Genomic DNA, 20568 nt, shown 5'->3' on the forward strand with positions numbered 1-20568 from the left:
TTTTTGTTTCCAAATCGTATACCGGTTGTAGCCAGTTCGATTATTTCGCCGATAGGTCTAGTGCTTGTAGACGTCTTCCGGATCGAAATGCAGATGATCGTCGACCACGCTCAGCACAGGCTTTCCGTCTTCCAGTTCGACGGTGCGATAGAAACAGGACCGGCGCCCAGTATGACACGTCGCGTCATGTCCGGCGACTTGGACTTTCAGCCAGATTGCATCCTGATCGCAATCGGTACGGATTTCGATCACGGTCTGCAGATTTCCGGAAGTTTCGCCCTTTTTCCAGAGTTTTCCGCGGGAACGGCTGAAATAGTGGGCGGTACCGGTCTTGATCGTCAAGGCGAGCGCCTCGGCGTTCATATGCGCTACCATGAGAAGTTCGCCGTCGTGCGCATCGGTCACGATCGCGGTGATCAGACCGCGATCGTCGAAGCGCGGCGTGAAATCGCCGGCATCCTCGAGTTCGGATTTGTCTTCGGAAGGCGCATTGAAAATAATATTCATTTCCGGCTCTTTCCCTGACGTCCGGTTAAAGCATGCCGCCGAAAAACGTTAGAGAATTTCGGTCGACATCATGCTCTGCTTGCTTCTAGAGCGGATTCAGTTTCTAGGCCTATGTGGCCTGAAATCATCCGGTTCTAGCGACCCCGGACCATCGACATGAAACGGACCTGTTCTGCGGGATCCGCCTTGAAGGCGCCGGTGAAGGTCGTCGTCAGTGTCGTTGAACCCTGCTTCTGCACACCGCGCATGGCCATGCACATATGTTCGGCATCGATCATCACGGCAACGCCGCGCGGACGCAGCGTATCGTCGATGGCGTTGGCGATCTGCGCAGTCATGGCTTCCTGCGTCTGCAGCCTGCGGCCGAAGATTTCGATGACGCGTGCGATCTTAGACAGACCGAGAACGCGGCCGTTCGGCAGGTAGGCGACATGTGCCTTGCCGATGATCGGGACCATGTGATGTTCGCAATGCGAATAGAACGGAATGTCGCGCACGAGGACCATGTCGTCATAGCCGGAAACTTCTTCGAAGGTACGGCCGAGAACATCCTCGGGGTTCAAGTCGTAGCCGGAGAAGAGCTCACGATAGGCCTTGGCGACGCGCGCGGGCGTGTCGAGCAGGCCTTCGCGCTGCGGATCGTCGCCAGCCCAGCGAAGCAGAACGCGAACTGCGTCTTCGGCTTCCTTCTGCGACGGGCGGTCGGATTCAACGGCTTGCGGAAAGTTCTTTACAATGGCGTCCATTACCTGTGGTTCTCCTGACCCGCTAAGCGGATATCATCTTGTCGGACTCGCCACTGGCATCCCCGAGGTACGGAGAGTGTGTACCTTTGGCGGGCTCCGGGGCGTTCTGGCTGGCGGACAAGCCTGCCGTCCTGCACGGTTTCCCATCAAACTTACAGAAGACCATTGCATTTCGTTGGTCTTCGAACGACATACATATAGTATGGCATTGTCCCTGTGAAAGTGTCCTAAACGGACACGCTGTGTTTTTTGTTACGAAACACTCACGGGTGCATCGGAGCAAAATCTGGTATGGACGACATCTACAACAGCAAAATCCTGGAGTTTGCCGGCAATATCGGCCGTATCGGCAGTCTTCCTGACGCCGATGCCAGTGCCCAGGCCCATTCCAGACTGTGCGGTTCTCGCGTAAAAATCTGGCTGAAAATGGACGGCGATGTGGTGACGGATTTTGCCCATGACGTCAAGGCCTGTGCGCTTGGCCAGGCGTCGTCGTCGGTCATGGCGCTTCACGTGATCGGCGCTTCGGCAGATGAAGTGCGCAAGGCCCGCGAAGACATGCTCGCCATGCTCAAGGCTGATGGCGAGGGGCCGAGCGGTCGGTTCGAGGACATGCGCTATCTGCGGCCTGTCAGGGACTACAAGGCACGCCACGCATCGACGATGCTTACCTTCGATGCCGTTGTCGATGCCATCGGTCAGATCGAAGCGGCTCGCCAGGGCGAAAATGCCAAAACGGCCAAGGCCGTCTGATCGGAGCGCCGGGCAATGTGCCAATTCTGTTTGATGCAGGACGATGACGGGGACGAAGGCGGCGCAGCCCCTTCGAAAAAGTCGCGTGTTGCTGCGTCACCGCTCGGCGACAAGGCGATGCGCTCACGCAATTACTCCGGTCCTTTCCGCAAGACGCCGGATCGCCTTCTCGGTATGGGCTTTATCCGGCTCTACCAGCTTACTCTTTCGGGCTTCGTCGGCAATTCCTGCCGCCACATTCCGACATGTTCGGAATATGGTTATGAGGCCGTTGCGCGCCATGGGCTATGGGCCGGCGGCTGGATGACGCTGTTTCGCGTCGGGCGCTGCGGGCCTGGCGGCACCAGCGGGCTGGATCCGGTGCCCGATGCGTTGGAGCAGCGCTATCATTGGTGGACACCGTGGCGCTACTTCCGCCTCGGGCAGAAGGTCGCTTGAGCCCGTATGACCGTTTACGTTGCCCTGCTTTACAGTATCGTACTCGGCGCCGGACGCAGGGTCGTGATGAACGATCTCAAGGCGATGGCGGAACGGCTTGGTTTTGAAAACCCCAGAACGCTCGTTGCAACCGGCAATCTGATTTTCAAAAGTGAAAAGCAGCCGATCGCTGATATCGAGGCCAAGCTTGAGACCGGCTTTGCCGCAACCTTCGGCAAACATGTCGATATCATTGTGCGTGATGCCGCGACATGGCTGAGGCTCGCCGAGAGCAATCCTTTCCTCGACGGAATCGGCAGCGAAGTCTGTATTCGCATCATGCGCCAGCCGCTTCCGGGAGAGATCATCGACACACTTGCCAGATATCGGCGCGATGAGCGCATGGCCATTATCGACGGCGATCTCTGGGTCGATTTCGGTCTCAAGGCCAGCGAAACAAAATTGTTGCCGGCGCTGACCACAAAAAGGCTCGGTGTCGGAACGATGCGAAACTGGAACACCGTGCGCGGTTTGGCCGAGATGATCCGCCGTTAACGCCGCTTTTTCTTTACTAGATTGCGAAATAGAGCTATCAGGCGCGCGGATATAAGTAGGTAATTACTTAATCCCTATCTTTCGAAACCACCCGCATTCGTTGGCGGGACTGGACAAGGAGAATATCGATGTCCCAACCTGTTTCCCTGACATTTCCCGATGATTCCGTGCGCAGCTTTGCTGCCGGCACGACCGGTCGCGATGTCGCCGAATCCATTTCCAAGTCTCTGGCCAAGAAGGCTGTCGCGATTGCCATCGACGGCACCGTCCGCGACCTTTCCGATCCGGTCACCGACGGCAGGATTGAAATCATTACCCGCTCGGATGACCGCGCGCTGGAGCTGATCCGCCATGACACCGCACACGTTCTCGCCGAGGCAGTGCAGGAACTCTGGCCGGGAACGCAGGTGACGATCGGCCCGGTTATCGAGAACGGCTTTTATTATGATTTCGCCAAGAACGAGCCCTTCACGCCCGATGACCTTCCGGTCATCGAAAAGCGGATGCGCGAGATCATTCAGCGCAACAAGCCGTTCACCAAGCAGATCTGGTCGCGCGAAAAGGCAAAGGAAGTATTTGCCGCAAAGGGCGAGAACTACAAGGTGGAATTGGTCGACGCGATCCCCGAAGGTCAGGATCTGAAGATCTATTACCAGGGCGATTGGTTCGACCTCTGCCGCGGCCCGCACATGGCTTCGACCGGCCAGATCGGCAATGCCTTCAAGCTGATGAAGGTGGCCGGCGCTTATTGGCGTGGCGACAGCAACAATCCGATGCTGACCCGCATCTACGGCACGGCGTTTGCCGAGCAGGCCGACCTCGACAACTATCTGCACATCCTTGCAGAAGCGGAAAAGCGCGACCATCGCCGTCTCGGCCGCGAAATGGACCTGTTCCATTTCCAGGAAGAAGGCCCAGGCGTCGTCTTCTGGCACGGCAAGGGCTGGCGCGTGTTCCAGACGCTCGTGTCCTATATGCGCCGGCGCCTTCAAGGCGACTATCAGGAGGTCAACGCGCCGCAGGTGCTCGACAAGTCATTGTGGGAGACCTCGGGTCACTGGGGCTGGTACCGTGACAACATGTTCAAGGTCACCGTCGCGGGCGATGATACCGATGACGATCGCGTCTTCGCACTGAAGCCGATGAACTGCCCTGGCCATATCCAGATCTTCAAGCATGGTTTGAAGTCCTATCGCGAACTGCCGATCCGTCTTGCGGAATTCGGTGCTGTCCATCGTTACGAGCCCTCGGGCGCGTTGCATGGTCTGATGCGCGTACGCGGCTTCACGCAGGACGATGCGCACATCTTCTGCACCGACGAGCAGATGGCCGCCGAATGCCTGAAGATCAACGATCTCATCCTGTCGGTCTATGAGGATTTCGGCTTCAAGGAGATTGTCGTCAAGCTTTCGACCCGCCCGGAGAAGCGCGTGGGCTCCGACGCGCTCTGGGATCGCGCTGAAAGCGTGATGATGGACGTGCTGAAGACGATCGAGGCACAGTCCGAAGGACGCATCAAGACCGGCATTCTGCCGGGTGAGGGCGCATTCTACGGTCCCAAGTTCGAATATACGCTCAAGGACGCCATCGGCCGTGAATGGCAGTGCGGCACGACGCAGGTCGACTTCAACCTGCCGGAGCGCTTCGGTGCCTTCTACATCGACCAGCATTCGGAAAAGACCCAGCCGGTGATGATCCACCGCGCCATCTGCGGCTCGATGGAGCGCTTTCTCGGCATCCTGATCGAGAACTTCGCCGGCCATATGCCGCTCTGGGTCTCACCGCTGCAGGTCGTCGTCGCGACGATTACCTCAGAAGCCGATGCCTACGGCGAAGAAGTAGCGGAAGCGCTGCGCGATGCCGGTCTCGATGTCGAAACCGATTTCCGCAACGAGAAGATCAACTACAAGATCCGCGAACATTCGGTGACGAAGGTTCCGGTGATCATCGTTTGCGGCAAGAAGGAAGCCGAGGAGCGCTCGGTCAATATCCGCCGTCTCGGCAGCCAGGCGCAGACCTCGATGTCTCTCGACGAGGCGATCGCAGCGCTTACGCTGGAAGCTACGCCGCCGGACGTTCTGCGCAAGCGGGAAGCTCGGCGCATCAAGGCTGCTTGAGGCCAACCATTGCTGACGGCACCTTAAGGGTGCCGTCAGACAACTGACATAAAGCTTTCATATAGTAGAAAAATCAAAGCGTTGCTGCAGCCGCTGGGTGTGGCGCAGCAGAAGGATAGGAGCGGGGCAGCCCGTTGCGCATTTGGATTTCAAAGAATTATCCTACGCCAATGAACGGGATACGCGCATCAAGCGCTGGTTCATCCGCTCCATAGAAGGCCTGTCCGGCCGCGACCGTTACGCCCGGCTCTACGATATCTGGCGCACCGATATCATCGGCAAGAGCGAGCGCGTCTTTGGCAAGATGCTTGACCTTATCGATGTGCGTTTGCTCGCCAAGGGCGAATGGCCGCCTCGGGATATTCCCGACGCGCCGATCGTCATCGTCGCCAATCATCCCTATGGCATCGGCGACGGCATTGCCGTCCTGGCACTTGCCGAGCAACTCGGTCGCCCCTTCAAGGTGCTGATCAACAACGAGCTGTTGAAGGTGCCGGAGATGCACGACTACTCGCTTCCCGTTTCCTTCGAGGAAACCAAAGAGGCGATGGCCATCAACATGAAGACGCGTCATGAGGCCGTTCGTCTGCTGAAGGAAGGCACGACGATCATCATCTTTCCGGCTGGTGGCGTCGCCACCGCCAAGAAGGGGTTTGGCCGCGCGGAAGACCTGCCGTGGAAGATTTTTCCCGCAAAACTTATCCAGGCGGCGCGCGCCAGCGTCATACCCATCTATTTCGAGGGACAGAACGGTCGGCTCTTCCACCTCGCGAGCCGCCTCTCGATGACGTTGCGCATATCGCTGCTGATCCGCGAATTTCGGCGGCTATCTGGAAGTACCATCACGGCGCATATCGGTGCACTGATGAGCTGGGAAGCGCTCAGTGAGGGAAGCGACCGGAAGGATCTGCTCTCGAAGCTCTACAGCGCCGTGTTTTCCATGGCACCGCCGCGAAAGATGCCGCGCCGAAAAGCGGTCTGAGAGGCCGGGTTTTTCAAGGCGGATATAGCGGTGTCGGGAATCTGCCGGCACCTTCAATCCATGCTGTCGCCTTCATCGCCACCGGCGGGTGACAGTTGCTCATACGTGGGCAGTGGTCGCTGGTTCGACGTTGCCGGCTCGGTCTGCGGCGATTGTGTCTGCCGCATTTGCGGCATCTGAAGCGGAATCTGCTGAGCCGGTTGCCGTTTGTCGGCATCCTGCGGCTGCTGCTGCTTCATCAGCACTTCCACGTCGGTATTCATGCCCGCGGCCACGGTAAAATCGCGCTGATAGATCTTATCCTTGTTGCGGGCAACGGCGGTGTAGCGACCTTCGGCAAGCACCATGGTCGGGAAAGCGCTGACGCTTTCGCCGACGATATCGCCGGCGGAGGTCAGGATCGACCAGGCGGTATCGGCGATCGCCTCGCTACCGGCGTCGGATACCAGCTTGAACGTGATCTTGGCCGCCCTGTGCTGGATCGTCGCCTCGGTGACCTTGCCGGCTTCCACCTGGATATCGGCACGGATGACGGCGTTGACCTCGCCATATTCGGAAACGATATGGTAGGTGCCGGCGCTAAGGCCGACGAGCGTGTTCGGCTTGACATCATCCATGACAAGGCCACGCTCGCCATCGTCTTTGGCTTCGCTGGAATAGATCGAGAAGCTCAGTTCATCGGGCGGGATTCGCACATCGGAGCCCGATACGGCGTTCAAAACCATGCCGCCGGCGTCGAGCACCATGGTCTGCTTCTGTGTTTCGCCCGTTTCCGACACGCTCAGTTTCTTGGTGACGCCGGCGCGGCCGAAGGAAACGTTGACGAAGTAATCGCCTGGCAGGAGATGGAAGGAGGCCGAGCCACCCTTCGAGCTGGCCACCAGCGGCAGCTTGCCGTCGGCACCGGCAATCGGACTGAAGACATACCAAGACAGGCCCTGTTGCTGCGGGCCGCTCTGCGGCGTCAGCTTGGCTTCCAGCGAAACGTCGCGCAGCGTTCGGGCAGGAGAATTCTCGCCATCGGGCGCGACGAAGGCGTTCAGCTTCGGCATCTTCATGCTGCCGTCGAGTTGCTTGAACTCTTTGAAAGCTTCCTGCGCCGAGGCGTTTGTACAGAGGCAGCCGAGAACCGCGAAAGCCGCGCTCAATCGGCGAGCCGATGAAATGCCTGACATGGGTTCCGAACCGATTGACTTCCGATAAGACACACGCCACTTCAAAACCAATGCCATGACAAATTCAAGGCCTACATCCTCTTATCCGTTAAATGAAAGCAATCACTCCATGAAAACCGATATTAAGCTGATTGATTATCTTGCCGTGCGCCGATCCATTCCCGCGTTTCAAATGGCGGAGCCAGGCCCCGAGAAGGCCGAGATCGAGGAGATCATTCGGTTGGCATCGCGCGTTCCCGATCATGGCAAGCTCGCACCCTGGCGCTTCATCGTCTATCGCGGCGAGGAACGCGTGCGCATTGGTGAGGAATTGCTGAAGCTCGCTTTGGAGGACAAACCTGATCTGTCGGAGGAAATGATTCAGGTGGAACGCACGCGGTTCACCCGCGCGCCTGTCGTGATCGCCGTCGTCAGCAAGGCGGCTCCGCACGTGAAGATCCCTGAGTGGGAGCAGTTGATGTCGGCGGGTGCGCTTTGCCTCAATCTGCTGATCTCCGCGAACGCCCATGGCTGGGTATCGAACTGGTTGACCGAATGGTTCGCCTATGATGAACGCGCCTATCCGCTGCTCGGCGTCGCGCCGGGCGAGAAAGTTGCAGGCTTCATCCATATCGGCTCTTCCGACTTCCCGCCTGTGGAACGTCCGCGTCCGGAGTTGGCCGAAACCGTTACCTGGGTCGGAGGCGGCAGCGCCTGATGTTCTACTCGACGGATAGCAATTGGCATGGCCTGGCGCGCGATCCCTTCAAGGCGATCGTCGCGCCGAGGCCGATCGGCTGGATCGGGAGCAAGGGCAGGGACGGTTCGCTGAACCTGTCCCCCTATTCCTTCTTCAATGCGGTCAGCGATCGGCCGAAGCTGGTGATGTTTTCTTCGTCCGGCCGCAAGGACAGTGCGCGCAATGTCGAGGAGACCGGCGTTTTCACCACCAACCTTGTCAGCCGCAATCTCGTGGAGAAGATGAACCATTCTTCGATTGCGGCGCCTTATGGCGTCAACGAGTTCGAACTAGCCGGATTGACAGCTGCGCCTGCCAAGCTGATCGACGCCCCCTATGTGGGTGAAGCCTTCGCCGTGCTCGAGTGCCGTGTGACGGAGATCCTCCAGCCGAAGGGCCTCGACGGTCAACCCTCGGACAACATCATGGTCATCGGCCAGGTCGTTGGTATCCATATCGATGAGACGATCATTCGCGACGGCAGGCTCGATATGGCGCTTGCAAGGCCGGTCGCGCGCATGGGCTATATGGACTACGCCGAAGGCAGCGATGTTTTCGAAATGATGCGGCCCTAGCGCCGCATGACTCAACCTCTGCTTGGCGTAAAATCTCGGTCCGCCCAGGAATCAATGAGGCAGAACATGATGTCGTCCGAAAAACGCATATGCTTTTCGGCATCATGCTCGATGCTTCCTGACTTCAGCCTTTGTTTTTGAAGGAGTTAACAAACACGGTAAACGACCCGTAAACCTTTGCCCGGTAACGTTGGCAGCATGAGTTTGCGGGGCGGGAATCGCCTCGCCGATATCGGGGCGTTACGTGATCATAGAAGCATTCCTTCGTTGGGCCGAGACTGCAAAGGCAGAGAACCGTGCAAGGGCCGCCAATGCGCTCGGCCGCGCCTATCTGCAGTCGGATATGCCCAAGGAAGAGCGCGTTGCCGCCGAGATGGCGATGACCTACCTGCTGGACGACCCGTCGCCGCGCGTGCGGCTTTCGCTCGCGGAAGCCGTTGCACACTCGCCGAGAACTCCACGCAACGTGATTCTGACGCTTGCGGAAGACCAGCCCGAAATCGCGGGGCAGATCATTCTGTTTTCGCCTGTGTTTACCGACGCGGATCTCGTCGATCTTGCGTTGCATGGCAGCGACGTCACTCGGGTTCTGATTGCATCGCGCGGGCAGGTGCCGCGCGTGGTCTGCGCGGCGCTCGCCGAAATCGGCGCAGAAACCGAGATCCTTTGTCTTCTGGAAAATGACGGGGCGCTGCTATCGCAAGCTTCGCTGAAGCGCATTGCCGAGCGGCTTGGCGACTGCGCCGACATACGCGGCCTTCTCTTGGCGCGCGACGCCTTGTCATCCGACATCAAGCATTTGTTGATGCGCCGGGTCAGTGATGCATTGTCGGAATCCGATCTCATCCAGAAAGTTATCGGAGCCGGCAGGCTGCAACAGGTCACTCGTGAAGCCAGCGATTGCGCCACGGTTGCGATTGCGGGATCGGCGCAGCATGAACAGTTGCCCGATCTGGTCGAACATCTGAGGCAATCCGGCTGGCTGACGCCGGCATTCCTGATGCATGCGCTATGCTCCGGCAAGGTCGATTTCTTCGCCTGCGCGATTACCAATCTTTCGGGCTGCGACGAACGGCGTGCGCGCTCCATCATTTCCAGAGGCCGGGTCTATGCGATCCGTGCGCTTTACGAGAGCGCCGGCCTGTCCAGGGACATCAGCACCGTGTTCGTGGAGGCCACGCTGATCTGGCGTGATGCCTCGCGCAAGAACGGCGAGGCCATGCTGGAAAATGTTTCTTCACACCTTGCTCGGAAATTTCGTCTGACAGAGCAAGCAGCAGCTGCCAAGCAACTGCTCGACATGGTCGAGAAACTCGCAAACACCGAGCGCAGGCACGCCGCGCGGAACTTTGCCGCACTGGCGACGCTTGCCGCTGCGTGATATCCAGCAGGCGGCTCGTTTGCGAGGTGTATCTTGTCGTTGATTATATCAGTTGAATCTCCCCACCAGAGTGGTGTCATCCGTCTTCTTGAAATGTCGGATGCTTACGCGGAATCGCTCTATCCGGCTGAAAGCAACCACATGCTCGATCTCTCCTCGCTGGAGAAGCCGGCCGTAACTTTCTGGGTTGCGAGGATCGAGAGCGAGATCGTCGGATGCTGCGCTCTGGTCGAGGCTGGCGACGGAACCGCCGAGATCAAGCGCATGTTCGTAGACCCTGCCGCCAGAGGGAAGAGCGTCGCCCGAACATTGATGGAAACAATCGAAGCCGCGGCGATCGAAAAGCATCTCAGCGCCGTTCGGCTCGAAACCGGCATCTATCAACCGGAAGCAATCGGCCTCTATAAGAGGTTCGGGTATGTCGAAATTCCAGCTTTCGGCAGTTATCGACCGGACCCGCTCAGCCTCTTCATGGAAAAGCGCCTAACGCAGGCTTAAGACGGCGCCTATTTTTCGGCAGCGTCCTGAAGTTCCAGCTGAAGCTCCGGCTCCGGCACATGCTGTTCTTCCGTCAATTCTGCCTCGCGGATCCATTCGCGCCAGATTGCGACGATAATCGCCATCAGCACGGGACCGATGAAGAGGCCAAGGAATCCCATGGTTTTCACGCCGCCGACGAGGCCGAAGAAGGTTGGCAGGAACGGCAGCTTGATGGGACCGCCGACGAGCTTTGGACGAAGCGTCTTGTCGACGATGAAGAGTTCGATCGTGCCCCAAAGAAAGAGAGCGATACCGGCCCACAGCGAGCCGCTGGCGACGAGATAGATGGAGACCAGCGACATGGACAGCGGAGCGCCACCCGGCACCAGCGCCATGACACCCGTTAGAACGCCTAGCGTAATCGCGGACGGTGCGCCAGCGATCCAATAAGCAACACCGAGAACGATGCCTTCACCGATGGCGATCAGCGTCATGCCCATAACGGTCGAGCTGATGGTCGCCGGCACGACACGCGAAATCCGCTCCCAGCGGTTCGGGAGTATACGTTCGCCGAGTAAATCGACCTGACGGACGAATGTCGAGCCGTCGCGATAGATGAAGAATAGCGCGATCAACATGAACAGCAGAGTCAGCATGACGTGGAACGCATTGCCGCCGGCAGCGAGCACAGCCCTGTAGATATTACCGATATGCGCGCCGCTGACGATCTGGGCCAATTCGCCCAGGGAACCGGGGCTGCCGACATACTGCACCCACTGGTCGCCAAGCCATGAGCCAATAACGGGCAGGGCCAGGATCCACTGCGGCGGCGGCGCGCCATCGCGATTGACATGCACCGCCCAACCGAACCAATCGCGCACTTCGCCGGCCATATAAAGCGCCGAGAGGACGATCGGCAGGACAAGGAAGGTGACGATGAATGCGATGGCGATACTGGCCGCAAGGGTCGTGTTTCCGCCGGTGCGGCGGACCAGATCACTGTAGAGCGGCCAGGTGGCGAAGCCGATGACTGCAGCAGCTAAAACGGGAACGAGGAAACCGTAGAAGAAGTAGATGCCGGCAACAGCTATGAGGATAAGAAGCCAGCGGGCGGCGGAGATGGATGGTATGAGTGGCATTCGCGCATGCGCGCTCGGCCCGAGCCAACGATGCTCTTTCAGCTTCTGACGTTCAAAGACACCCACCAGACTTACTTCGCCCCACGTTACTAGATCACCCGGTTATGGGGTATGATCTAGGCTCTTTCAAGGGCAGCGCCCTGAAAGCCTCTTTATTCCGCCGCCGTGACAGTAGCACGACTGCCTTGAAGATAAATATAAGTCATCAAGCCGGCCGGCGAACTACCTTGAAAGCAAAGAATTGGGTTTTCTGCGTAGGATTGAAGTTGTTGTCCGAGACGAGGATCAGCACATCCGTACCATCCTTCGCCTTGCCGAAGGTGATGCCTTCGATATTGTCCGGTTCGAGACCGAGCGCCCGCAGATCCATGACCTGCGTCTTGCGCACCGGTACGATCCGCTGGTCGGTCTTTGCCAGAGAAGCGATGTTGGTGATGTCGGTCGCGCCATCGAGGTCGAACATATTGATGACGACCGAAGTTCCGACACCCTCGGCATAGCCGCGTTCGATCGACAGCAGGCGACGATCGTCAAGTGCCATGATCTCGGACAGGCCGAAATCGTTCCAGCCTTTCGCCGTGGACGGAGCCTGCGGAATGGGCGAGATCGGATAGGCATACTGCGCCTTCTGTTCGCCGGTCGCCACGTCATAGCGGATGAGGCGGGCCAGAGTGCCGCCGGTCAGCGTGGCGATCGGGCCATCCTGATAGAGCGCCGATTCCACGCCGACGATCACATCGCCACCGGGCAGGAAGGCCAGGCCTTCGAAGGCGAGATTGTCGCGAATGCCAGTGCTCTTGTCGGCGGTCGGCGCGAATTCCGCCGGAAGCGAGAACTCACGCATGAAACTGCCGTCACGGCTGGCGATCCGCACGAAAGGTGACAGCAACGCCTTGCCGTCACCTTCACTGGTCCAATAGATCCCGTCTTTGCCCAGACGAATGGCTTCGGCATCGACCTTCTTGGTAGCGAAAGGTTGGCCATCCTTGTCTTTGAGCGTGACATGATCGAGCACGGTCACGCCTTTCAAGCCACTGGCGCTGACATCGATATCGAGATTGTAGAAGCGAGCCGGCGCTTTTTCCGAGCGGTCGTCGCTGATCGAAACATAGCGACCGGTGGACGGATCGAACTCGATACCCGAAAGACCGCCGACCTCGACGCCGTTCTCCGTGAAACCCGTGGGGATATCATAGCTGCCGAGATAGGAGAGGCTTATACCCGCATTGCAGTCGCCGAAGGGGCAGGGCACTTCGATCGCCGTTCCGATCTCGAGCGCAGAGGCGGCATGACCAAACAGGAGAACGGCGGCAGTCGTCAGAAGTGGCTTCAACATGGCGAAAACATCAATCCAGATAGTGAAATGGCGGCATCGAGAACAATGCCGCCATCTACACATTCGTCCATGACGCCTTCGTAACGGATATCCGACAATCCAGTAAAATTTCGGGAAATTCTGTTGGTAGGCAACCGGCGATTGCCTGGCCGTCAGATATCCAGATCTTCTGCGAAAGCGGCTCTCTCCTGAATGAAGCGGAAACGGGCATCAGCCTTCGTGCCCATCAGATTGTCGACGGCGTCGCGCGTGCCCTCGAAATCGACGTCATCGATCTCGACGCGCAGAAGCGTGCGCTTGGACGGGTCCATCGTGGTTTCCTTGAGCTGCGCAGGCAGCATTTCGCCCAGACCTTTAAAGCGACTGATCTCGACCTTGCCCTTGCCTCTGAACTCGGTTTCCATCAACTCGAGCCGATGCGCATCGTCGCGGGCGTAAATGGACTTCGAACCCTGCGTGATCTTGTAGAGCGGCGGCACCGCCAAAAAGAGATGGCCGCCACGGATGAGCTCCGGCATCTCCTGATAGAAGAAGGTAATCAGCAGCGAGGCGATGTGAGCACCGTCGACGTCGGCATCGGTCATGACGACGATGCGCTGATAACGAAGATCTTCCTCACGGTACTTCGTGCGCGTACCGCAGCCGAGCGCCTGCACCAGATCGGTGATCTGCTGGTTGGCGGAAAGCTTCTCGCGACCGGCGCTCGCAACGTTCAGGATCTTGCCGCGCAGAGGCAGGATGGCCTGGTTGGTGCGGTTTCGCGCCTGCTTCGCCGAGCCACCTGCCGAATCGCCCTCCACCAGGAAGAGTTCGGCACCTTCCGACGTGCTCTGCGAGCAATCCGCCAGCTTGCCCGGCAGGCGCAGCTTGCGCACGGCGGTCTTGCGGTTGACTTCCTTTTCCTTGCGGCGACGCATGCGTTCGTCGGAGCGCTCGATCACCCATTCCAGAAGCTTCTCGGCCTCGGCCGGATTGTCGGTGAGATAATGGTCGAAGGGGTCTCGCAACGTGTTTTCGACGAGGCGCTGGGCTTCGACGGTCGCAAGCTTGTCCTTCGTCTGACCGACGAATTCCGGTTCGCGGATGAAGATAGACAACATGCCGACGCCGGAAATCATGACGTCGTCCGTCGTGATGTTGGCCGCGCGCTTGTTCTGGGTCAGCTCGGCGTAGTTCTTCAGGCCCTTGGTGAGCGCAATGCGGAACCCGGCCTCGTGCGTACCACCTTCGGGCGTCGGGATCGTATTGCAGTAGGAGTGGATCTGAGGGTCGCCGCCGTACCAGGTGATCGCCCATTCGAGCGAGCCGTGGCCGCTTTCCTTTTCCGACTTGCCGGCAAAGATCTCACGGGTAACGGTGAATTCGTTGCCCATCGTCGCCTTGAGATAATCCTTCAAGCCGCCGGGAAAATGGAAAACAGCTTTTTCGGGAACGTCTGCGCCTTCCGGCGCCAGCTCCGGATCGCAGCTCCAGCGAATCTCGACGCCGCCGAACAGATAGGCCTTGGAACGAGCCATGCGGAAGACGCGTGCCGGATCGAAGCGGGCATGGTCACCGAAAATCTGTGGATCGGGGTGGAAGCGAATGCGCGTGCCGCGACGATTGTGGACATCGCCAAGCTCTTCGAGGCCGCCGACCGGCAGGCCGCGCGAGAAACGCTGGCGATAAAGCTTGCGATTACGGGCGACTTCAACTTCCAGATCGTCCGAGAGCGCATTGACGACGGAGACGCCGACGCCGTGCAGACCGCCAGAGGTTTCGTAGGCCTTGCCATCGAATTTACCGCCGGCATGAAGCTTGGTCATGATGACTTCGAGCGTCGACTTGCCTGGCACCTGCGGATGGTTTTCCACCGGAATACCGCGGCCGTTGTCCGTAACGGTCAGATAGCCCTGCCGATCGAGATAGACCTCGATGAAATTGGCATGGCCGGCAACCGCCTCGTCCATCGAGTTGTCTATGACTTCAGCGAAAAGGTGATGCAGCGCCTTCTCGTCCGTGCCGCCGATATACATGCCGGGACGCATGCGAACCGGCTCAAGGCCCTCGAGAACGCGGATCGAGCTTGCGCCGTATTCCTCGGCCGAAGATGTCGTCGGCGCAGCGCGCGGCGCCGGTGCCGGCTTTTCAACCTTCACATCTGGCTTTTCGGCTGCCTCGGGCTTTGCGGAGCGGGGGAGTCCGGAGAAGAGATCGTTGCTGTTATCCATAGAATTTCAAGCTGCTCAGATTTGTTCTGGTGGGGCCAGACCCCTTTTATCATGCATTTGCTGTCGGTATTCGCGAATCACCGTGATTCTGCCAGAAACGGCACACAAGTGCGATGGCGCCCCACGATGGGGCGGATGTATGAAGAGATTTGCGTTGTCGGGTGCGCAATGGCAAGCCCGGTAGCCGATCAGAGGAAGTATCCGCATGCGAATGTCCACAGCTCATTTGTCTTTTCTGGCCGCGATCTCAGGCATTGCACTGGTGGCCACCGCTCCGGGCGCAGCCGCCGAGATGCTGAAACCGTTCAAGGACGAGCTGTTTTCCAGCCAGACCGTTCTGGAGAGTCACGACAACGGCGCGTTCCAGACGATCGATTATCAGGAGATGCGGGACATCAATGGCCGGGACCAGATCCCGGAGAAGCGCGTCAAGCCCGCCTATGTCGACACTGGCGTGCGCTGGAAAGCGCAAGAAGACGAAACCTTGCAGCTCGGCGACCGCAAGGTTGATGTCACGCGCATAGGTCCGGCATCGAAGCAGGCTTTCACCGTCATCTTCATCCATGGCCGCGGCGGCGACCGCCGGCTCGGCTCCAACGACTATACGTTCGGCGGCAATTTCAATCGGCTGAAGAACCTCGCCTACCGCAATGGCGGCACCTACTACGCGCCGAGCGTCAAGAGCTTCGACAGCAATGGCGTAGCCGATGTCGCGGCTTTGATTAGGAGTTCCTACGAGCAATCGAGCGGCAAGCCCGTCATTCTGACCTGTGCTTCCATGGGCAGCTTCGTCTGCTGGGGCATCACCCGCGATGCCGACAGCGTCAAGCGCCTGAAAGGCATGGCGATTCTGAGCGGCGTCACCGATCCGGATTTTACCAAGAGCGCCTTCTACAAGGCCAGGCTACCGCTTTGGTTCACGCATGGCAGCAAGGACCCGGTCTACGCAGCGACCAACCAGCAGGCGCTGTTCGAGAAACTCTATAAGGCTCATTATCCGACGCGCTTCACCCTTTTTGAAACCGGAAATCACGGAACGCCGGTGCGCATGACCGACTGGCGCAAGGTGCTCAACTGGATCGTCGATCCCCAGGCATCGTGAAATATCTGAAGCCGCTGGATTTATTTTCCGGATAAGCATCTTTCAAACGATTTGAGCCGCTTTCCGCCCTTCCGTAACTTTCCTTTCCTCTGCCTTTTTGTTAGTCCGGCTGCAGGAATAAGGGGGAGAGTATCGGAATGACCAAGTCCATACGGCCGCTTCTGGCCGGAAACTGGAAGATGAACGGCACACGCGCGAGCCTCGATCAGATCAAGGCGATCGCCGATGGCGTCAAGGCGCCGCTGTCGGAGAAAATCGATACGCTGCTCTGCCCCCCGGCCACCTTGCTTTATGTCGCGACGGCGCTTTGCGACGACAGCCCGCTTGCCATCGGCGCACAGGATTGCCATCAACAGGTCAGCGGCGCCCATACAGGGGATATCTCGGCCGAAATGATCGCGGACTGCTTCGGCACCCATGTCATCGTGGGCCACTCCGAACGCCGCAGGAATCACGCGGAGAATGATGCATTGGTGCGGGCCAAGGCACAGGCGGCGCACGATGCCGAACTCATCGCCATCATCTGCATCGGCGAGACCGCCGACGAGCGCAATGATGGCCAGACCCTCGATGTGCTGAAGCGCCAACTGGTCGGCTCCATCCCTGACGGTTCGACCGCGCGGACCACCGTGATCGCCTACGAGCCTGTCTGGGCGATCGGTACCGGTGTAGTCCCGACCCAGGAAAACGTCGAGGAGGCACATGCCTTCATTCGCGCCGAGCTCATCCAGCGCTTCGGCAAGGAAGGCGCGAATATGCGAATCCTCTATGGCGGGTCAGTCAGCGGCGGCAACGCTCGCGACCTTCTTGGGGTCGCGCATGTCAACGGCGTGCTTGTCGGAGGGCAGAGCTTGAAAGCGACCGACTTCCTTGCCATTTATGCCGCATTCGAACGGCAGTTCGCCTGAAGGAACAACTTGCCCGGAGTTCCAGCCTTAAAAAGGCTTGGAATAGGCGAGAGCCTCATGTAAAGAGCCGCGAGCTTTTCTTTTTGATGCCCGCCAGCGGGCAGGACTGGATCTATGCAAACCGTACTGCTTGTCATCTATCTCATGATTGTCGTCGCCCTTATCGGCGTGGTGCTGATTCAGCGCTCCGAAGGTGGCGGCCTCGGCATCGGCGGCGGATCGGGCTTCATGTCCGCACGCGGGACGGCCAATGCGCTGACGCGCACGACAGCCATCCTGGCTGCGCTCTTCTTTGCGCTGGCACTTGGCATGAACGTGCTGTCGCGCTTCGAAGCTCGCCCGACCGATATTCTCAACCGTATCCCGAGCACCGCCGGTCAGGGCAATGGCATCCTTGATTCGCTGGGTGGCCAGAAGGGTGCCGCTCCGGCGACGACCCCGGCAAAGCCAGCCGACAATAGCGGTGTTCCGAACAGCGGCGCCGTCGCTCCGCAGTCGCAGGCCACGCCGCCGGCAGCAACGACGACCCAGCCTGCCGCTACGGCACCGGCTGCGCAGGCTCCGGCCGCCACCGGTCAGCAGACAGCGCCTGCGGCCACGACGCCGGCACCCGCCCAAAGCGGCGGCGACGTTCCGACCGGCAAGTAAGCCTGGTCGTAAAGATCATCCCCGGCAGGTCCTCGGATCTGCCGGTTTTGTTTTGTCTATCTTCCGCGTAATGCGTCCAAAATTCCGGAAACGAATTTTAGGGCTAGCGGAATCATTTGTGAAAAGGTATCCGGTGACTCCCATGGCGCGATATGTATTCATCACAGGCGGCGTGGTTTCTTCCCTCGGAAAAGGAATTGCGGCCGCGGCTCTCGGAGCGTTGTTGCAGGCTCGTGGTTATCGAGTCCGCCTGCGCAAACTCGACCCCTATTTGAACGTGGATCCGGGCACCATGAGCCCGACCCAGCACGGCGAGGTATTCGTCACCGACGATGGTGCGGAAACCGACCTCGATCTCGGCCACTACGAGCGCTTTACCGGTCGCTCGGCCACCAAGACCGACAACATCACCACCGGTCGCATCTACAAGAACATCATCGACAAGGAACGTCGCGGCGATTATCTCGGCGCCACCGTTCAGGTCATTCCGCACGTTACGAACGAGATCAAGGATTTCGTGATCGAAGGCAATGACGACTATGATTTCGTCATCTGCGAGATCGGCGGCACCGTCGGTGACATCGAAGCCATGCCCTTCATGGAAGCGATCCGCCAGCTCGGCAACGATCTGCCGCGTGGCACCGCGATCTACGTTCACCTGACGCTGATGCCGTATATTCCGGCTGCCGGTGAGCTGAAGACCAAGCCGACGCAGCACTCCGTCAAGGAACTTCAGGCGCTCGGTATTCACCCCGACATCCTGCTCGTGCGTGCGGATCGCGAGATTCCGGAAGCCGAGCGCCGCAAGCTTTCGCTGTTCTGCAACGTTCGCGAATCCGCCGTCATCCAGGCGCTCGACGTCGCCAACATCTACGACGTGCCGATGGCCTACCACAAGGAAGGTCTCGACAACGAAGTGCTGGCCGCCTTCGGCATCGAGCCGGCTCCGAAGCCGCGCCTCGATCAATGGGAAGAAGTCTGCAACCGTATCCGTACGCCGGAAGGCGAGGTGACCATTGCCATCGTCGGCAAGTATACCGGCCTCAAGGATGCCTATAAGTCGCTGATCGAAGCGCTGCATCACGGTGGCATTGCCAACCGGGTCAAGGTCAATCTTGAGTGGATCGAGTCCGAGGTCTTCGAAAAGGAAGATCCGGCCCCGTATCTCGAGAAGGTTCACGGCATTCTCGTCCCCGGCGGCTTCGGCGAGCGCGGTTCGGAAGGCAAGATTCTGGCAGCGCGCTTCGCACGCGAGCGCAAGGTGCCGTATTTCGGCATCTGCTTTGGCATGCAGATGGCCGTGATCGAAGCGGCCCGCAACCTGGCTGGCGTCGAACATGCATCCTCGACCGAATTCGGCCCCACGAAGGAGCCGGTGGTCGGCCTGATGACCGAATGGCTGAAGGGCAACGAGCTGCAGAAGCGCACGGCATCCGGCGACCTCGGCGGCACGATGCGTCTCGGTGCCTACAAGGCGGCCTTGAAGAAGGGCACGAAGATTTCGGAGATCTATGGCTCTACCGATATTTCGGAACGCCATCGCCACCGCTACGAAGTCAACGTCGACTACAAGGACAAGCTGGAAAATTGCGGCCTCGTCTTCTCCGGCATGTCACCGGATGGCATTCTGCCAGAGACGGTCGAATATCCCGACCATCCGTGGTTCATCGGCGTTCAGTATCACCCGGAACTGAAATCTCGGCCGCTGGAGCCGCATCCGCTGTTCTCGAGCTTCATTGAAGCGGCGACGGAACAGAGCCGGCTGGTCTAGTAGCCGAAAAACGCTTGCGGTAGTCGCTAGGGCTGACCGCAAGCCTCTCTCGAAAATGATGACGCATGGTGGCGAGCGATCCGAAGCCGCTCGCCACCGCCACATCGTCAAGCGAAATGGCAACTTGCTTTTCCAGCAGGTCCTTTGCGCGCCGCAAGCGCTCGCTCAATAGCCATTCACCCGGAGACATGCCGGTGGTCGCCTCGAAGCGGCGTTGGAAAGTCCGCACGCTCATGCCCGCCCGAGCCGCAAGCGCTGGAATGGGCTGTTCCTCCTGCAAACGTTCCCGCATCCATTCCAGCAGAGGCCCCAGCCGTGCACCTTCACGCTGTCTGAGAACCGGGGTTTCGATATACTGCGCCTGGCCGCCTTCGCGATGCGGCGGCACGACGAGACGACGCGCAACGCTGTTGGCGACATCAGGTCCGAAATCCCGCCGCACCACATGCAGGCAGAGGTCGATGGCAGCAGCGCTGCCGGCGGCGGTCAAAACGCTGTCTTCATCGACATAGAGAACATCGGCATCGACAGAAATATCCGGATAGCGGGCAGCTATGGAATCGACATAGCGCCAATGCGTGGTCGCCTTTCGACCGGCGAGCAATCCCGAGGCGGCGAGAACAGCAACGCCCGAGCATAGCGACATGATGCGAACGCCGCGCCGGCTGGCGGCCTGCAACTCTGCAATCAAGGGAGCAGGGACGGCGGTGCCTATACCGCGCCAACCGGGCACGACGATAAGATCGGCATCGGCAATGACCTCCAGCCCGTGGTCGACCTGTATCGTCAAGCCGCCCGCGGCACGAAGAGGGCCATCCTCGATCGCGCACGAGGAAAACCGATACCAGCCCTCGCCCATTTCCGGGCGCGGCAGGCCGAAAATTTCGTAGGCGACGCCGAATTCGAAGGTGCAGAGCCCGTCGTAGACGAGCGCAACCACGTGCGGACCGAGAAGATTAGGTTTCTCTGAGTTTGGCATTATTTTGATGCTATATGGCATTTCGGCCAATTTCAACCACCGGAGCGCTCAGGCATGAATGCACCGAAC

General features: G+C 59.2%; 20 protein-coding genes. 13 read left to right on the plus strand and 7 right to left on the minus strand.

Features of this window, described 5'->3' with window-relative positions; all coding sequences use genetic code 11:
- Positions 1 to 57: 57 nt before the first annotated feature.
- Together hisI and folE are read right to left on the minus strand one after the other, a co-directional pair.
- Positions 58 to 507 (minus strand): phosphoribosyl-AMP cyclohydrolase, encoded by a 450-nt coding sequence (gene hisI, locus ACIQJ2_RS13610; protein WP_400669406.1) that lies wholly within the window; start codon positions 505 to 507, stop codon positions 58 to 60.
- Between the two features lie 134 nt (positions 508 to 641).
- Entirely contained in the window at positions 642 to 1253 is a 612-nt protein-coding gene (gene folE / locus ACIQJ2_RS13615) for a GTP cyclohydrolase I FolE (protein ID WP_199150523.1), read from the minus strand.
- A 291-nt stretch (positions 1254 to 1544) separates the two neighbouring features.
- Here folE and ACIQJ2_RS13620 point away from each other — a divergent pair, with 291 nt between their 5' ends.
- The 5 genes from ACIQJ2_RS13620 to ACIQJ2_RS13640 all read left to right on the plus strand — a co-directional run bounded on the left by ACIQJ2_RS13620 (position 1545) and on the right by ACIQJ2_RS13640 (position 6077).
- Positions 1545 to 2006: an iron-sulfur cluster assembly scaffold protein gene (locus ACIQJ2_RS13620; protein WP_400669409.1), complete on the plus strand. Its 462-nt coding sequence runs from the start codon at positions 1545 to 1547 to the stop codon at positions 2004 to 2006.
- A 15-nt stretch (positions 2007 to 2021) separates the two neighbouring features.
- Positions 2022 to 2444, plus strand: coding sequence for a membrane protein insertion efficiency factor YidD (yidD, locus tag ACIQJ2_RS13625; protein ID WP_199150521.1), 423 nt, complete (start codon positions 2022 to 2024; stop codon positions 2442 to 2444).
- A gap of 6 nt (positions 2445 to 2450) precedes the next feature.
- Positions 2451 to 2978: a DUF1697 domain-containing protein gene (locus tag ACIQJ2_RS13630; RefSeq protein WP_400669412.1), complete on the plus strand. Its 528-nt coding sequence runs from the start codon at positions 2451 to 2453 to the stop codon at positions 2976 to 2978.
- Between the two features lie 128 nt (positions 2979 to 3106).
- Positions 3107 to 5095, plus strand: coding sequence for a threonine--tRNA ligase (gene thrS, locus ACIQJ2_RS13635; protein WP_400669414.1), 1989 nt, complete (start codon positions 3107 to 3109; stop codon positions 5093 to 5095).
- 142 nt (positions 5096 to 5237) lie between these two features.
- Positions 5238 to 6077: a lysophospholipid acyltransferase family protein gene (locus tag ACIQJ2_RS13640; RefSeq protein ID WP_400669417.1), complete on the plus strand. Its 840-nt coding sequence runs from the start codon at positions 5238 to 5240 to the stop codon at positions 6075 to 6077.
- A 53-nt stretch (positions 6078 to 6130) separates the two neighbouring features.
- Here ACIQJ2_RS13640 and ACIQJ2_RS13645 read toward each other — a convergent pair whose 3' ends face one another.
- Positions 6131 to 7252 (minus strand): hypothetical protein, encoded by a 1122-nt coding sequence (locus tag ACIQJ2_RS13645; RefSeq protein WP_400669420.1) that lies wholly within the window; start codon positions 7250 to 7252, stop codon positions 6131 to 6133.
- 109 nt (positions 7253 to 7361) lie between these two features.
- On the opposite strand from ACIQJ2_RS13645, the gene ACIQJ2_RS13650 reads away from it, so the two are divergent.
- From ACIQJ2_RS13650 to ACIQJ2_RS13665, 4 genes are all read left to right on the plus strand, one after another.
- The gene (locus ACIQJ2_RS13650) at positions 7362 to 7949 is read left to right on the plus strand and encodes a nitroreductase (protein WP_400669423.1); all 588 of its coding nucleotides are present in this window, start codon (positions 7362 to 7364) and stop codon (positions 7947 to 7949) included.
- Positions 7949 to 8545, plus strand: coding sequence for a flavin reductase family protein (locus ACIQJ2_RS13655; protein WP_400669426.1), 597 nt, complete (start codon positions 7949 to 7951; stop codon positions 8543 to 8545). Before ACIQJ2_RS13650 ends, ACIQJ2_RS13655 begins: the two co-directional genes overlap by 1 nt.
- Before the next feature lie 229 nt (positions 8546 to 8774).
- Complete coding sequence (locus ACIQJ2_RS13660) at positions 8775 to 9926, plus strand: DUF2336 domain-containing protein (protein ID WP_400669617.1); 1152 nt, start codon at positions 8775 to 8777, stop codon at positions 9924 to 9926.
- Between the two features lie 33 nt (positions 9927 to 9959).
- Entirely contained in the window at positions 9960 to 10424 is a 465-nt protein-coding gene (locus ACIQJ2_RS13665) for a GNAT family N-acetyltransferase (protein WP_400669429.1), read from the plus strand.
- Positions 10425 to 10432: 8 nt separating this feature from the next.
- Here ACIQJ2_RS13665 and ACIQJ2_RS13670 read toward each other — a convergent pair whose 3' ends face one another.
- From ACIQJ2_RS13670 to parE, 3 genes are all read right to left on the minus strand, one after another.
- Positions 10433 to 11611, minus strand: coding sequence for an AI-2E family transporter (locus tag ACIQJ2_RS13670; protein ID WP_199150512.1), 1179 nt, complete (start codon positions 11609 to 11611; stop codon positions 10433 to 10435).
- A gap of 139 nt (positions 11612 to 11750) precedes the next feature.
- The gene (locus tag ACIQJ2_RS13675) at positions 11751 to 12881 is read right to left on the minus strand and encodes an esterase-like activity of phytase family protein (RefSeq protein WP_400669432.1); all 1131 of its coding nucleotides are present in this window, start codon (positions 12879 to 12881) and stop codon (positions 11751 to 11753) included.
- A gap of 152 nt (positions 12882 to 13033) precedes the next feature.
- Complete coding sequence (gene parE / locus ACIQJ2_RS13680) at positions 13034 to 15091, minus strand: DNA topoisomerase IV subunit B (RefSeq protein WP_400669435.1); 2058 nt, start codon at positions 15089 to 15091, stop codon at positions 13034 to 13036.
- A 205-nt stretch (positions 15092 to 15296) separates the two neighbouring features.
- Between parE and ACIQJ2_RS13685 the strand changes: the two genes are divergently transcribed.
- The 4 genes from ACIQJ2_RS13685 to ACIQJ2_RS13700 all read left to right on the plus strand — a co-directional run bounded on the left by ACIQJ2_RS13685 (position 15297) and on the right by ACIQJ2_RS13700 (position 19520).
- Positions 15297 to 16193: an alpha/beta hydrolase gene (locus tag ACIQJ2_RS13685; protein WP_400669437.1), complete on the plus strand. Its 897-nt coding sequence runs from the start codon at positions 15297 to 15299 to the stop codon at positions 16191 to 16193.
- A 137-nt stretch (positions 16194 to 16330) separates the two neighbouring features.
- Complete coding sequence (gene tpiA, locus ACIQJ2_RS13690; RefSeq protein ID WP_199150508.1) at positions 16331 to 17101, plus strand: triose-phosphate isomerase; 771 nt, start codon at positions 16331 to 16333, stop codon at positions 17099 to 17101.
- A gap of 114 nt (positions 17102 to 17215) precedes the next feature.
- A complete protein-coding gene (gene secG / locus ACIQJ2_RS13695; RefSeq protein ID WP_199150507.1) occupies positions 17216 to 17749 on the plus strand; it encodes a preprotein translocase subunit SecG in 534 nt (177 codons plus the stop codon).
- Positions 17750 to 17891: 142 nt separating this feature from the next.
- Positions 17892 to 19520, plus strand: coding sequence for a CTP synthase (locus tag ACIQJ2_RS13700; protein ID WP_199150506.1), 1629 nt, complete (start codon positions 17892 to 17894; stop codon positions 19518 to 19520).
- Here the strand turns inward: ACIQJ2_RS13700 and ftrA are convergent.
- The gene (gene ftrA / locus ACIQJ2_RS13705; protein ID WP_400669440.1) at positions 19483 to 20520 is read right to left on the minus strand and encodes a transcriptional regulator FtrA; all 1038 of its coding nucleotides are present in this window, start codon (positions 20518 to 20520) and stop codon (positions 19483 to 19485) included. The genes ACIQJ2_RS13700 and ftrA overlap by 38 nt on opposite strands.
- Positions 20521 to 20568 lie beyond the last annotated feature (48 nt).

Source organism: Rhizobium sp. NPDC092011 (genome assembly GCF_044756305.1).
Lineage (GTDB): Bacteria > Pseudomonadota > Alphaproteobacteria > Rhizobiales > Rhizobiaceae > Rhizobium.

Coding starts and splice junctions, on each gene's coding strand:
- ACIQJ2_RS13655 (WP_400669426.1), top strand. CDS start 7,949: ATGTTCTACTCGACGGATAGCAATTGGCATGGCCTGGCGCGCGATCCC.
- ACIQJ2_RS13645 (WP_400669420.1), bottom strand. CDS start 7,252: ATGTCAGGCATTTCATCGGCTCGCCGATTGAGCGCGGCTTTCGCGGTT.
- parE (WP_400669435.1), bottom strand. CDS start 15,091: ATGGATAACAGCAACGATCTCTTCTCCGGACTCCCCCGCTCCGCAAAG.
- hisI (WP_400669406.1), bottom strand. CDS start 507: ATGAATATTATTTTCAATGCGCCTTCCGAAGACAAATCCGAACTCGAG.
- ACIQJ2_RS13700 (WP_199150506.1), top strand. CDS start 17,892: ATGGCGCGATATGTATTCATCACAGGCGGCGTGGTTTCTTCCCTCGGA.
- yidD (WP_199150521.1), top strand. CDS start 2,022: ATGTGCCAATTCTGTTTGATGCAGGACGATGACGGGGACGAAGGCGGC.
- ACIQJ2_RS13685 (WP_400669437.1), top strand. CDS start 15,297: ATGCGAATGTCCACAGCTCATTTGTCTTTTCTGGCCGCGATCTCAGGC.
- ACIQJ2_RS13650 (WP_400669423.1), top strand. CDS start 7,362: ATGAAAACCGATATTAAGCTGATTGATTATCTTGCCGTGCGCCGATCC.
- secG (WP_199150507.1), top strand. CDS start 17,216: ATGCAAACCGTACTGCTTGTCATCTATCTCATGATTGTCGTCGCCCTT.
- folE (WP_199150523.1), bottom strand. CDS start 1,253: ATGGACGCCATTGTAAAGAACTTTCCGCAAGCCGTTGAATCCGACCGC.
- thrS (WP_400669414.1), top strand. CDS start 3,107: ATGTCCCAACCTGTTTCCCTGACATTTCCCGATGATTCCGTGCGCAGC.
- ACIQJ2_RS13675 (WP_400669432.1), bottom strand. CDS start 12,881: ATGTTGAAGCCACTTCTGACGACTGCCGCCGTTCTCCTGTTTGGTCAT.
- ACIQJ2_RS13630 (WP_400669412.1), top strand. CDS start 2,451: ATGACCGTTTACGTTGCCCTGCTTTACAGTATCGTACTCGGCGCCGGA.
- tpiA (WP_199150508.1), top strand. CDS start 16,331: ATGACCAAGTCCATACGGCCGCTTCTGGCCGGAAACTGGAAGATGAAC.
- ACIQJ2_RS13620 (WP_400669409.1), top strand. CDS start 1,545: ATGGACGACATCTACAACAGCAAAATCCTGGAGTTTGCCGGCAATATC.
- ftrA (WP_400669440.1), bottom strand. CDS start 20,520: ATGCCATATAGCATCAAAATAATGCCAAACTCAGAGAAACCTAATCTT.